The following is a 13,200-nucleotide window of genomic DNA, read 5'->3' on the forward strand; positions in this document are numbered from 1 at the left end:
CGAAACGTTGTTGCCGATGCCGCTTCGTCGTTTGCCCCGAGAGGCTTTCGTCGTTGCGAGCCGCCTATTATGTCAGGCTTTTCGTTTCCGTCAACACCTTCTTTCGAAGGATGTTGCCGTCGCTGCGGGTGGGTGTTCACCGGGGTGAAGACCGCGTCGCAGCGAGGGAGCGAATACTAAAGACTTCTGAAAATTCGTCAAGGCTTTTCTTCGATCTTTTTCATCGACGCGTCATCAATGCGTGCTGCTCATCTACAAGCGCGGCAGCACGCGCGTTGCGCGTGCTGCCGCAGGCTTGCTAACAATGCATGTCTTGTCGTCAGGGATGCATGTGATGTCTGCAGTAGCCAAGCGTTCGTTGTTGCGCGATATGTCGTTGCCTTCGTTGATGGCCGGCTTCATCACCGTGTTGGTGGGCTTTGCCAGTTCGGCGGTGATCGTGTTCCAGGCCGCACGCGCGATGGGCGCATCGCAGGCGCAGATCGCCTCGTGGATGTGGGCGCTTGGACTGGGCATGGGCATCACCTGTATCGGCCTGTCGCTGCGCTACCGCGTGCCGGTGGTGACGGCATGGTCGACGCCGGGCGCGGCCATGCTGGTGGTGGGCGCCGGTGCGGTGGGCTACAGCGATGCGATCGGTGCGTTCGTGCTGGCCGCAGTGCTGGGCATGATCGCCGGCTTCTCGGGGATCTTCGCCCGGCTGATGCAGCGGGTACCGATGGCGTTGGCTGCGGGCATGCTGGCCGGCGTACTGCTGCGCTTCGGGCTGGAGGTGTTTGTGTCCATGCAGACGCAGCTGGGCATGGCACTGGCAATGTTCGCCACTTGGCTGATCGGACGCCGGCTGTTCCCACGCTATGCGGTGATCGCCACGCTGCTGGTGGGTATCGCCGTGGCTGCCGGCCAGGGGCTGCTGCATATGCAGGAGGTTCGCCTGCAGCTGGCCACGCCGGTGTTCACCTGGCCCACGCTGTCGTGGGCGGCAGTGATCGGCGTTGCCCTGCCCTTGTTCGTGGTGACCATGGCGTCGCAGAACATCCCGGGGGTGGCGGTGATCCGTGCCTCCGGCTACGACACACCGGTGTCCCCGGTGATTGGCTGGATCGGCGTGGCCAACACGCTGCTGGCCCCCTTCGGTGCGTTCGGACTCAACCTGGCGGCGATCACCGCCGCGATCTGCATGGGCCGCGAGGCGCACGAGGATCCCGCGCGCCGGTACACCGCCGCGGTGGCCGCCGGCGGCTTCTATATCGTGGTGGGCCTGTTCGGGGCGACGGTGGCGGCGGTGTTCGCGGCCTTCCCCAAGGAACTGGTGGCCTGCGTGGCCGGCATTGCCCTGTTCGGCACGATCGCCAACAGCCTGTCGATGGCGCTGCGGGAAGAAGCCGACCGCGAGGCGGCCCTGGTGACCTTCCTGGTTACCGCCTCGGGGCTGTCACTGGCCGGGATCGGTTCGGCCTTCTGGGGGCTGGTGGCCGGTGGCATCTGCCTGCTGGTGCTGCGACCCGCGCGCGCCTGAGCCGGCTCAGGGATCCAACAGGAAGGACAACGCACCGATCACCACGATGTAAATGGCCATGCCGACCAGTACCGCCGACCAGCGGGTACCGCCCAGGCCAGCCAGTGCGGCGTGCTGCGCGGGCGCGTCACCGGGATGGCGTGCCTCGGCCAGCGCGATCATCCGCTGGGTATGCCGCAGATACAGGTGATTGCCCACCGAACCGGCCGCGACGCTGGCCCCCAGGGTGATCACCAGCGATACGCTGTCGCTGACATCGATCAGGGTTTCCAGGATGGACAGGACGGTGAGCGCGCCGATCCACATGGCCGCCACCGCATACATGCGGCGGTACAGCATCCAGAACGCGCCAAACAGGAAGGCGGGCCAGTTCCAGGCGGTGGTGCTGGCCGCCGTGCCGTCGGCTGTGAGGTCCAGGCGCCACTTGCGGCGATACACCGGGAAGTTGGCGCCGACGAAGGCGGCATACGCCTGTTGGCCCGCCGCCAGGGGTTCCTGCACAGGCAGGGCGGTGGAATCGAAGGCCGACGCCGGCGCAGCGTAGGGATCCTGCGGCCGCTCGACCGGCGTCGGCGCGGGCACCGCCAGATCGGCCACGCCATGCAGGGGCTGCCACTGGGCCATGCCCTGGCGCCAGACCAGCGTGTCGGCGGTGATCTGGCCCTGCGCAAGCAGCTGCTGCAGCTGCGCGGCGGGCACCGGTCCCTGACGCTGCTGCTGGTGATCGGCGTAGTACCACGGGGTATCGGACATGACTCGTTCCTTGAGGGAAAGGCACCGGTTCGCCCGTCCGGGCGTCCGGCTGACGGATTACAGGGGGAGTACGCGGAAGGTCTGGGTGAGCGTGTGGCTGGCGCCGGCAGGCAGGGTGACCACGTCCGGGCCGGCGTTGGCGGCCTCCAGGCAGACGTAGTTGCGCCAGCCTGCACCGACGTCGGCCATGCCGGCCGCCCCCGCCTGGCCCGGGTTCCAGGCCACCAGCGAGCGGCTGCCCTGGGTGGTGATTTCGATGCGCCGCTTCAGGCCCGGATCCTTGAGTACGTAACGGCCGGCGGCGCCGGTATAGATGCGGTCGCTGCGGCCGGGATCGCGCGGGTCGCGCAGGTTCCAGTCGCCCTGCTGCACGCGCGGGGTGGCGTAGTTCTCGAACTTGTCCAGATAGGTGAGGCCGTCCAGCCCCTGTACGTCCACGGCCGTGGCGTCGTCCACCCGGAAGTAATTGTGCAGGGCCTGGGTGAAGCTGACCGCTTGGCTGCCGGTGTTCTCGGTGATCAGGCGCTGCTCAAGCGTGCGGCCGATGCGCAGCTGCATGGTCAGGCGCAGGGCCAGGTTGTCCAGCGGCGGCGGGGCCAGGGTGAGCAGCACAGTGCCGTCGGCCTCGCGGCGCGCCTCCTTCAGTGTCCATGCCACGTTGCGCACGAACCCATGCGAGGGCACGTCGGTGCCCTGCCCCTGTCGCCCGAAGTACGGCCAGCACACCGGGCTGCCGCCGCGGATCGGGGTGGGCAGCGCCTGCGCGCTGGGTGACAGCCACAGGAGGTCCTGGCCGCCCTTGGGGACATAGGACAACAGCTGCCCGCCGAACACCGCGATGGCCGCGCTGGCAAACGGGGTGTCCACCTTCCAGGCAGGGAAGCCCTGCACGGTGCCCAGGCTCAGGCCCTCGACCTTGGGCAGGGCGGCGCTGGGGCCGGCCGGGGACTGCACCAGGCGGGCGTGGTTGGGCGGCAGGGTGAACACGGTGGATGCGGGCATGGCAGTCGGGGAGATGGAGGTGGGAGGCGCACTGCGCAAGGCAGTGAGGATGCGTTGGCCGGCACGGCCATCGGTGGTGGCCCAGCCGAGGCGCTGCTGCTCGACCTGGATGGCGCGGCGGGTAGCGGTGCCCACCATGCCGTCGGCGGCACCGATGTCGTGGCCGCGGGCCAGCAGCAGGCTCTGCAGTTCGCGACGCTCGCGGCGGCCGATGCCGGGGTCGTCGGTGGGCCACGCCGCCACGGTGCCCGCACCGCCGCGCAGGCGGTCGGCCAGGGTGGCGATGGCCAGTGCATAGCTTTCGGCGGCGTTGTAGGCGTAGATCGCGTCGTAGTTGCGGAACACCAGCCAGGCCGGCCCTTTGGCGCCGGTAGGCAGCAGCAGCGCGGCGTTGCTGTCGTCGGGCAGGCCGGCCGGGGCCAGCGCACCGCCGCCGACCGGGGCGATGCCCAGTGCGCGCCAGCTGGCCAGCGGTTTGCGCTGGGTGCGCCCGGCCAACGCCGGGTTGAACCCGGCGGGAAGGCGGACTTCGATGCCCCACGGCTGGCCGGTGCGCCAGCCGGCCTTGGCCAGGTAGTTGGCGGTGGAGGCCAGGGCATCGGGAATGCTGGCCACCAGGTCACGCCGACCATCGCCGTCCCCGTCCACGGCGATACGCGCGTAGGTGGACGGCATGAACTGGGTGTGGCCGAAGGCACCGGCCCAGGAGCCGGTGAGGCCTTCAGCCTGCAGGTCGCCGGCGTCGAGCAGCTTGAGCAGGGCGAGCAGTTCGCCGCGGAAGAACGGCTGGCGGCGCCCATTGCATGACAGCGTGGCCAGCGACTGCAGCAGCGGGCGCTTGCCGAACACGCGGCCGTAATCGCTCTCCACGCCCCACACCGCCACGATGGTGGCCGGGTCGACGCCGTACTGGGTGGACACCCGGTTCAACAGGTCACGGTGCTCGAGCAGACGCGCGCGTCCGTCGTCGACGCGCTGACTGTCGACCAGCGCGGCCAGGTAGTCCCACAGCGGCGTGGTGAATTCCGGTTGCGCGTCGAGCAGCGGCAGCACGCTCAGGTCGGGGGTCAGGCCGGCAGTGAAGCGCGCAAAACCCGCCGCGCTGATGCCCTGCTTGGTCGCCTGCGGCTGCAGGGTGGCCAAGCAGCGGTCGAAATCGTCCTGCGGTGCGGCCGCGACCGAAGCACTGGCCAGGCAGAGCGCGCCGAGCAGCCAGCGGAGGGAAGACCTCATTGGCGGGAATCCTTGCAGCCAAGTGAAGCAACATCATAGCGGCACGCTGCGGTGTGCCGGCGGGGAACGGTCGTTTCAGGCAGCCTGCAGCAGGCGCAGACCGAACGCCGGCGCGCTGGCGGTCCAGCCGGCACACACGCGCAACCCGGCCCGGGCGGCCAGTGCCGCGAACGAGGCCTCGGTGTACTTGTGGCTGTATTCCACGGTCATCGCTTCGCCTTCGGCGAAATCGAATGTGCGGCCGGCCACCTCAACCCGCTGCGCACGGGTACTGACCAGATCGGTTTCGATGCGCAGCCGTTCCACGCTGTAACGCGCGCGATGCTGGAAGCCGTCGAGATCGAAGGTGCTGCCGATCTCGCGGTTGAGCCGGGCGAGCAGGTTCATGGTGAAGGCGGCCGTGACACCGGCGGCGTCGTTGTAGGCCGCTTCGATCAACGCGGGGTCCTTGTGCAGGTCGATGCCGATCAGGGCCAGCCCCTGCGTGCCCATGGTCTGGCGCATCGCCTGCAGCAGCGCGACCGCGTCGGGTTCGGCGAAGTTGCCCAGCGTGGAACCCGGGAAGAACAGCAGCCGGCGTGCGGGTTCGCGCTGCGGCTCGGGCAGCTGCACCGGGCGGGTGAAGTCGGCGCAGACCGGCAGCATTTCGATGTCCGGCAGGGCCACGGCCAGCCGCGCGATGCTGGCCAGCAGGGCGGCGCGCGAGATTTCGATGGGCGTGTAGGCCACCGGGTCGGCGAGCGCGTGCAGCAGCAATTCGGTCTTGCGGCCGCTGCCGCTGCCCAGTTCGACCACGTGCAGGCGCGGGCCGACCACGCCGGCGATGTCGGCGGCGCAGTCCTGCAGCAGCTGCAGTTCGGTGCGCGTGGGGTAGTACTCGGGCTGGCGGGTGATCTGCTCGAACAGCGCCGAGCCGCGGGCGTCGTAGAAGTACTTGGAGGGCAGCTGCCGGGGCCGGGTGGACAGGCCCTGCAGGATGTCGGCGGTGATCCGGGCGCGATCGGGCTGCAGGTCGGTGAGCGCCTCGAGCGCGTCGGTGACGGTGCTCATGCCGGGTCCCGCGCCAGGCGCACGCCGGAGAACTGCCAGCGCGCCGAGGGCGCGAAGAAGTTGCGGTAGCTGGCGCGTACGTGCGCGTCGGGGGTGGCGCAGCTGCCGCCACGCAGGATCCATTGGCCGTTCATGAATTTACCGTTGTACTCGCCGAGGTTGCCGGCGAAGGGGCGAAAGCCCGGATAGGCACCGTAGGCGCTGCTGGTCCATTCCCAGACATCGCCGAACAGCTGCAGGAGGGCGTGGTCGCCTGCCGGGGCGCCGCGCGGGTGGAGGTGGTCGGCGTCGGCGAAGTGGCCGTGGGACGGGACGCCGGCGGCGGCCGCTTCCCATTCGAACTCGGTGGGCAGCCGCGCGCCCTGCCAGCGGGCGTAGGCGTCGGCTTCGAAATAGCTGAGGTGGCAGACCGGTGCATGCGGGTCCAGCGGGCGCCAGCCGCCCAGGGTGAACTCGCGCTCCAGCGCGTCATCCCAGTACAGCGGGTGCTGCCAGCCTTCGGCCTGGCACAGCGCCCAGCCCTCGCTCATCCACAGGCCCACCTCGGCATAGCCGCCGGCCGCGATGAACTGCCGGTACTCGGCATTGCTGACCGGGCGGTTGGCCAGGGCATGGGCCGGGACCAGAACGCGATGCACGGGCGATTCGTTGTCATAGGCGAACGCGGCATGGGCGGGCCAGGCGGGCGCACCGATCTCGACGATCTGCTCGGGGCTGTCCTGCCAACGCAGCGGCGTGGCGGTGGCCTGCGCGTGGGCGAGGTCGTCGCGGTACGCCGGCTGCAACGGGTTGCACCACAGCGCGTGCTTGATGTCGGTGAGCAGCAGCTCCTGGTGCTGCTGCTCGTGATGCAGGCCCAGCAGCAGCTGGTGGCAGGCCTGCGGCGCGAGCGCGTCGGCCTGCAGCAGGGCGATCACCTGCGCATCGACCCGGGCACGGTAGTGCAGCACCTGCTCCAGCGAGGGACGCGAGAGCAACCCGCGCTGCGGACGCGCGTGCGCCGGACCGATGCTCTGGTAGTAGCTGTTGAACAGATAATGCCACTCGGCATTGAACGGGACGTGGCCGGGCTGGCTGGCCAGCACGAAGCGTTCGAAAAACCAGGTGGTATGGGCCAGGTGCCATTTGCTGGGGCTGGCGTCGGGCATGCTCTGCACCATCGCATCCTCGGCGCTCAGCGGTGCCGCCAGCGCAACGCTGCGCGCGCGGATGCCGGCGTAACGCGCCGCAAGTGCAGCGGCAGGGGATGTGGCGGCGGGCGGTGGCGAGGCGACGGCGGTGTTCATCGCGGTCAGGATCGACCAGCGCTGGTGAGCGGGACGTCATGGGAAGGCTCACGTGGCGTGACACGCTCAAGTTGAATACGCAGCGGCCGCTACCGGGAAGACCATTGCCTGCGTGGCCCGGTTTGCACCTGCAGCCCTGGCGCGCCGGCCTGCTTTCGTGGAACCGTTCTTGCCCAGTCACCCGCTACGCCAGCCCGGCCATTACCTGTTCCTGTTGCCTGCCCTGCTGGTAGGCGTCGGGGTGTGGTCGGCCACGCCGGCCGACGAGGTGGGCAGTGCGATGCACCGCATCCTGCCGCTGGTGCTGACCTGCCTGGGCACCGGCCTGGGCCTGGTCTACAACCGGGTGCGTGCGGTGTGCCTGCTGCTGGCGATCGCGCTGGCCTTTGCCGTGCTGCACGGGCTGGTGGGCAGCTTCCTCAATACCGGCGCGGTCAGTGCGCTGACGCCGCTGGTGTTCCATGCGGTGTCGCTGTGGCTGCCGCTGCTGTTTGCGTTGCACGGGCTGTGGCCCGAGCGCGGCAGGATGCGCCAGGACCTGCTGCTGCGCGGCATCGTCAGTGGCATGGCCGTGGGCGTCTTCGCGCTGCTGGCGGCGCAGGGCCCGCAGGGCATGCACGACCTGCTGTCGAACCATCACTGGCCCTGGTTGCCGACCGGCTGGAGCCGCCTGGCCCAGGTGCCGACGGTTGCCTTCGTGGTGGCCCTGCTTGGGCTGGCGGTGCAGGCGCTGCGTCAACCACGCCCGCTGCATACGGCGATGCTGGTGGCCCTGCTGGTGGTCTGGGCGATGCTGCCGCGGGTGTTCCTGTCGCCCGCCCTGCTACCGGCGTTGGCTAGCACGGCCTTGCTGCTGCTGGTGTCGGCGATGCTGCAGGAGTCCTTCCACATGGCCTACCGCGATGAACTCACCGGCCTGCCCGGGCGGCGGGCGCTGAACGAGTGCCTGCAGCGGGTGGGCGCCACCTACACGATCGCGATGGTGGACGTGGACCACTTCAAGCGCTTCAACGATACCCATGGCCACGACAACGGCGATGACGTGCTGAAGCTGGTGGCCGCGCGACTGGCCGGCGTGGGCGGTGGCGGGCGGGCGTTCCGCTACGGTGGCGAAGAGTTCGCGCTGGTGTTCCTGGACCGCCCTGCCCCGGCGTGCGTGGACGCGGTGGAAGCGGTCAGGGCCACCGTGGAAGGTACGCGCCTGCAGCTGCGCGACCGCGCCGCGCGGGTCCGCGACGATGCGGTCGGACGCTTGCAGCGCGGCCGCGGCGGCGCCGGCACGGTGGTGCAGGTGACGGTGAGCATCGGCATGGCCGACAGCCGGGTGGGCGACAGCCCGCAGGCGGTGCTGAAGGCGGCCGACCAGGCGCTGTACGCGGCCAAGGACGCCGGGCGCAACTGCGTACGCGCGCACGGCCAGCAACGGCCGGTGGCGGTGCGCAGCCGCGAGGCGGCTCAGGGCAGCGCGTCGAGGTAGAACCAGCGGCCGTCTTCGCGGACGAAGCGGCTGTGTTCCAACATTTTGACCGCACTGCCGCCGCCCACCTTGTAGCGGGCGGTGAACTTGACCTGGGCGTGGTCCGGGTCGGGGGTGGTGTGCGTATGGATTGTGAGGCCCAGCCAGCGGGTGCGCTGGGCGGGCGCTTCGTCCAGCGACAGTTCTTCCGGGCGCGTGGACCGATGCCAGCTGGCCAGCAGGTAGTCCGGCAGCTGCTTTACGTAGGCGCTGTAGCGCGAACGCATCAGGGCTTCGGCATCGGGTGCGGCGGCGCCTGCGTGGTAGAGGCCGCAGCAGGCGGTGTAGGCCAGCGGGCGGCCGCAGGGACAGGGGTCGGGTGTGGTCATGGCGGTATTGTCGCGCGTTTGGGTGGGTACGCCGTGGGGGTTGGGGCGGTGGATTCACCGTGGGTGCCGACCGTTGGTCGGTACGTGCGCGCGGCGGTGGACGGCAGCCGACCAACGGTCGGCTCTAGGTGGTGTCGGGGCGGTCGGTAAGGCAGCCGACCAACGGTCGGCTCTACCCGGTGTGGGGGGGCGGGCGTATGCTTGCGCGCCTTGTGTCGCGAAGTTGCTGCCGTGCTCGAGCTGGTTCCCCCTGAGCTGTTGTGGTTGGTGGCGATCGCCTTCATCGCCGGTCTGGTCGATGCCGCGGTCGGTGGCGGTGGGCTGGTGCAGTTGCCGGGTCTGTTCACGGTGCTGCCGCAGCACACGCCGGCGATGCTGTTTGGCACCAACAAGTTCAGTTCGATGTTCGGGACCGGTGCGGCCGCGTGGCGCTATGCGCGCAATGTGCGCTTCCCGTGGCGGCCGGTGCTGTTCGCGGCGGGCACGGCGTTCGTGTTTTCCTTCGCCGGGGCCACGGCGGTAAGCCTGTTGCCCAAGGACGCGGTGCGCCCGCTGGTGCTGGTACTGCTGGTGGCGATGCTGGGCTACACGTTGTGGAAGAAGGACTTCGGCGCCCTGCACCGGCCGCGCGAGATCGGCCGCAAGGAGCTGGGCACGGCGCTGGCGATCGGGGCGGTGATCGGCTTCTACGACGGCTTCTTCGGCCCGGGCACCGGCAGTTTCCTGATCTTCCTGTTCGTCCGCTTCTTCGGGCTGGACTTCCTGCGCGCCTCGGCGGCGTCGAAGGTGGTGAACCTGGCCACCAACGTGGCGGCCATCTCGTTCTTCGTGCCGACCGGCAACATCCTGTGGCTGTTCGCCCTGCCGATGGCCGCAGCCAACATCATCGGCTCGGTGGTGGGCACGCGACTGGCGCTGCGTGGCGGCACGCCGTTCATCCGCAAGCTGTTCGTGGGCCTGGTGGTGGTGCTGATCGCGCGGATGGGGTGGGATACGTTCGGCGGGTGACGCGTGGCGTTGGGGGATCGCGTAGAGCGGGGCTCTGCCCCGCTGCGGTTGGTGCGGACGTGGTCCGGGAGCAGCCGACCAACGGTCGGCTCTACCAGGGGTGCGCGCAGCCGACCAACGGTCGGCTCTACCGGGGTGCGCTTAGGCGTCCTGCTGGCGGCTGCGTTCGGGCAGCTTCAGGCGCTTGGCCTCTTCGTCGTACTCGATCAGCAGTACGCCGGAGTCGTGGCGGCCGCTGATTTCGACGAAGCAGGCGCCGCCGATGAACGGCTCGAGCGTCATCACCGACTTCAACGGCGTGGCCACCACCATCTGGAAGCCGAAGTTCTCGAAGATGTTCATCGCCAGCGCGGTGAACTCGTTGTCGGCCTTGTCGAACGCTTCGTCCAGCACCACGGCGGCATAGCTGGGCAGCTGGCTTTCGGCGCCGCCCAGCTGGTAGCGCAGTGCCGCGGCCAGGCAGGTGGTGGCCAGCTTCTGCCGCTGGCCGCCGGACTTGCCGGCGCCACTGCGGTAGATCTCCACCTGCTGGCGGGTGGCCGCATCCAGCTCGACGCCGATGAACTCCACATGCAGGCGCACGTCGAGCACGTTCTCGCGCCAGCGCCGGTCCTCGCCTTCCTGCGAGCCCAGCCGCTTGACCAGTTCGCGCAACACGGCGAACTGTGCCTCGGCCACGTCGCGTTCTTCGGTCTGGTGGTGCGACAGCACTTCGCGCAGCTGCTGGTGGAACTCCAGGACCTCCGGCAGGCGCCGGTCGCTGAGCTCGATGGTGAGCAGGGTGCCGCGGTTGAACGGCACCTGCTCCAGCGAGGCGTTGACCTCGTCCAGGCGCTGGCCGATCGACTTGCGGGCCTCGGCGCTGTGCCGCTGCAGGGCCAGCAGGTTGTTCTTGCTCTGGTTCTGCAGCAGGTCGAAGAAGCGCTCTTCGTGCTGCGGCAGGCCATCGCGTTCCAGGCGCTGCAGGCGGGCCAGGAAATCGTCGGCCGAGGCGACCGACGCGGTGAAGTCGCCGGATTCCTCCGGCCATGCCTGGGCGAAGCGCCGGAAACAGGCCACCAGCTGCGTCTCGACACGGTGGACGTCGTGCTGTGAGGCGGCGAGGCTTTCGTTGATGCCCTTGCTGATCTCGCGCATGTGCGCTTCCAGCGTTTCCAGGCTCAGCCCACCCAGCGCGTCCAGACGGCGCTGCAACCCGGCTTCCTGGGTCGCCCCGAGTGCCGGCAGTACCAGGGCGCGGCTGCGCTGGCGCTGGGCGTCGAGCTTGTCGCGTTCGCGGGCGTGCTGGGCAAGTTCGACGCGGGTGTCTTCGTAGGTGCGGCGGGCCTGCGCGATGTCCGCGCGGGCCTGGTCGATCTGCTGGGCCAGGCGGGCCAGGTCGGCGTTGCCTTCCTTCAGCTCGTGCAGCGAAGCGGCAATGTCGTCCAGGCGCTGGGTCGCGGTTGCGACGTCCACTTCCTCCCACACGAAGTTGACCAGCTGGTTGCAGGCCAGGCGACGGTCGTTGTCGCGGTCGCGCTGGCTGCGCAGCCGGACAACGTCTTCGTCGCACGCGGCGATGCGTTGCGCCAGTTCCTGCGCTTCCTTGCGGAACAGCGCCAGCTTTTCGGTGTTGCTGAAGCCCAGCAGCCAACGGCGACGGTCGCTGATGGAATTGCGGTCGTCCTTCTCGAAGCGGTCGCCGGGGTGCTTGACCTGGCCTTCGCGGGAGATGCCGCGATCGACATCGCGCAGCTGCTTGGCCTCCACGCACTCGTAGTCGTAGCGCTTGCCCAGCTCGCGGCGCAGCCACGATTCGAACACGCTGTCGCGGAACTCCAGCTTGTGCAGCAACGAACGCGCGGAGGGTTCGCGGGCGATGGCATCGTCATTGCGGCGCACGCGGTAGTAGGTCAACCGCATGCCAAGGTGGGTGCGATTCACCCACGCGTTGACCTCGTTGTAGTGCTTGTCTTCCACCAGCAGCGACTGCGCGAAGCCAAACAGCACGCGCTCGATCGCACCCTGCCACGCGCCCTGCTCCTGGCGGACCTGGATCAGTTCGCCCACGAACGGCAGCGCCGCTTCGGGCACGCCGGTTTCTTCGGCCAGGCGGCTGCGCAGTTTCTGCAGCGGGGCGGGAATGCTCGACGGATTGCGCTCCATCGCCTCCAGTTCGGCGCGGACATCGCCGAAGCGGCGCGTATCGTCCTGCTTGCCGGCCAGGCGTTCGGTGATGGCATCGTCCAGCGCGGCCGCGGCCTGCTGGCGATTGTCCAGCTCGCCCTGGGCGCGGGCGATCAGCTGGGCGAAGCCGTGCGCATCATCGGGCACCGTCTCCTGCAGCTTCTCTGCCGCCTGCCGGGCCTGGTCATGCTTGGCCTGGCGGCGGTCGCGCTCGGCCTGGGCACGGCCTTGCTCGCGTTCCAGTTCTTCGATGCGCTCGCCGCCCTGCTGGCGCCGCTGCAGCTCCAGCCCGGCCAGGTGTTCTTCGTGGTTGCCCAGCGTCTGGCGGCGCTGGGTTTCTTCGCCCAGCAGCCCGCGGTGGCGCACGTCGATGTCGTGCAGGCGCTTTTCCAGCAGCTGCTGCAGGCGCGATTCGCGGAAGCTGTCCAGCCCGAGCTTCAGGGTTTCCTCATCGGCGCGCTGCAGGTTCATCGCCTTCAGCTCGGCGTGCAGCGCACGCGCGGGCAGCAGGGTTTCCACCTGGCGGCGGGCGGTAACCACCGACTTATGGGCGCCATCGAGTTCGGCGAAGTCGCTGACCAGCCGTTCGGAGGCGTCGAACGTCTTGGGCGTGTCCAGCATGAAGTCGCGCAGGAAGACGTTGAGGTCGCCCAGGTTCTTGGCCGACTGCGTCTTGTGCAGCAGGCGCAGCGCCATTTCATTGTCGATGCCCAGCAGGTGCCGGAAGCGCTCGGCGTAGCCGACGAAGCTGTCGAAGTGATGCACGTCGCCCAGGCGCTGCTTGAGCTTGCGCAGGTCCAGGTCGAAGCCGCCCAGGTCCTTGGCGATGTCGAACGGCCGCTCGGCGATCAGGTAGTGCTTGCGCACGTCAGCGGCGGCCGCGCCGTTGCCGGCGATCCAGAACAGGCGCACCAGGCTGACCACGCGGCCATCGCCGGCGCGGTACTCGAGCACCAGCGCGGTCCAGGTGGCACCCTTGCGCAGGTACTGGGTGGCGATTTCACCGGTGCCCCGGTCCTGCTGGTCGGCCCACGCGCCGCGCACGTAGGACACCAGGTTGCGGTCGCGGCCACTGCGTTCGGCTTCGCGCGCGGCGGCGTTGAAATCGACGATCGACGGCGGTACCAGCATGGCCGACATGGCATCGAGCAGGGTCGACTTGCCCGAGCCCGAGCGGCCGACGAACAGGAAGCCGCGCTCGGCGATCGGCACTTCGGTCAGGCCGTTGAAGGTGCCCCAGTTGTGCACCTGCAGGCGGCGCATGCGGAACTGCTGCAGCCGCGGATCGGGCAGCCCGTCGTTGAACAGGGCGGGGGTGTGCTTGGAAATGGCCATGCG

The 13,200-nt window shown here is 69.2% G+C and carries 10 protein-coding genes; 4 read left to right on the forward strand and 6 right to left on the reverse strand.

Annotated features, from left to right (window positions below; translation table 11 throughout):
• Both AC6CHL_RS15840 and AC6CHL_RS15845 read left to right on the forward strand, forming a co-directional pair.
• The coding region (locus tag AC6CHL_RS15840; RefSeq protein WP_498295260.1) for a hypothetical protein at positions 1–302 on the forward strand (302 nt) is incomplete at its 5' end.
• Between the two features lie 32 nt (positions 303–334).
• Positions 335–1,519 (forward strand): benzoate/H(+) symporter BenE family transporter, encoded by a 1,185-nt coding sequence (locus tag AC6CHL_RS15845; protein WP_038692739.1) that lies wholly within the window; start codon positions 335–337, stop codon positions 1,517–1,519.
• Positions 1,520–1,525: 6 nt separating this feature from the next.
• Here the strand turns inward: AC6CHL_RS15845 and AC6CHL_RS15850 are convergent, their stop codons facing one another.
• The 4 genes from AC6CHL_RS15850 to egtB all read right to left on the reverse strand — a co-directional run bounded on the left by AC6CHL_RS15850 (position 1,526) and on the right by egtB (position 6,843).
• Positions 1,526–2,272, reverse strand: a complete 747-nt coding sequence (locus AC6CHL_RS15850) for a GYF domain-containing protein (RefSeq protein ID WP_498295261.1) — start codon at positions 2,270–2,272, stop codon at positions 1,526–1,528.
• A gap of 57 nt (positions 2,273–2,329) precedes the next feature.
• A complete protein-coding gene (locus tag AC6CHL_RS15855; protein WP_498295263.1) occupies positions 2,330–4,507 on the reverse strand; it encodes a lytic murein transglycosylase in 2,178 nt (725 codons plus the stop codon).
• Positions 4,508–4,582: 75 nt separating this feature from the next.
• Complete coding sequence (egtD, locus tag AC6CHL_RS15860) at positions 4,583–5,557, reverse strand: L-histidine N(alpha)-methyltransferase (protein WP_038691627.1); 975 nt, start codon at positions 5,555–5,557, stop codon at positions 4,583–4,585.
• The gene (egtB, locus tag AC6CHL_RS15865) at positions 5,554–6,843 is read right to left on the reverse strand and encodes an ergothioneine biosynthesis protein EgtB (RefSeq protein ID WP_038691626.1); all 1,290 of its coding nucleotides are present in this window, start codon (positions 6,841–6,843) and stop codon (positions 5,554–5,556) included. Before egtB ends, egtD begins: the two co-directional genes overlap by 4 nt.
• Before the next feature lie 169 nt (positions 6,844–7,012).
• Here egtB and AC6CHL_RS15870 point away from each other — a divergent pair, with 169 nt between their 5' ends.
• Positions 7,013–8,320: a GGDEF domain-containing protein gene (locus AC6CHL_RS15870; RefSeq protein ID WP_498295264.1), complete on the forward strand. Its 1,308-nt coding sequence runs from the start codon at positions 7,013–7,015 to the stop codon at positions 8,318–8,320.
• Here the strand turns inward: AC6CHL_RS15870 and AC6CHL_RS15875 are convergent.
• The gene (locus tag AC6CHL_RS15875) at positions 8,299–8,688 is read right to left on the reverse strand and encodes a YchJ family metal-binding protein (protein WP_447596132.1); all 390 of its coding nucleotides are present in this window, start codon (positions 8,686–8,688) and stop codon (positions 8,299–8,301) included. The two genes, AC6CHL_RS15870 and AC6CHL_RS15875, sit on opposite strands and share 22 nt — an antisense overlap.
• Before the next feature lie 231 nt (positions 8,689–8,919).
• Here AC6CHL_RS15875 and AC6CHL_RS15880 point away from each other — a divergent pair, with 231 nt between their 5' ends.
• Positions 8,920–9,696 carry a sulfite exporter TauE/SafE family protein gene (locus AC6CHL_RS15880; RefSeq protein WP_038691622.1) on the forward strand — a complete coding sequence of 259 codons (777 nt, stop codon included), beginning with the start codon at positions 8,920–8,922 and terminating at the stop codon, positions 9,694–9,696.
• 141 nt (positions 9,697–9,837) lie between these two features.
• Here AC6CHL_RS15880 and AC6CHL_RS15885 read toward each other — a convergent pair whose 3' ends face one another.
• Positions 9,838–13,197 (reverse strand): ATP-binding protein, encoded by a 3,360-nt coding sequence (locus tag AC6CHL_RS15885; RefSeq protein WP_498295266.1) that lies wholly within the window; start codon positions 13,195–13,197, stop codon positions 9,838–9,840.
• Between the last annotated feature and the right edge of the window lie 3 nt (positions 13,198–13,200).

Source organism: Stenotrophomonas sp. GQ19, assembly GCF_059758695.1.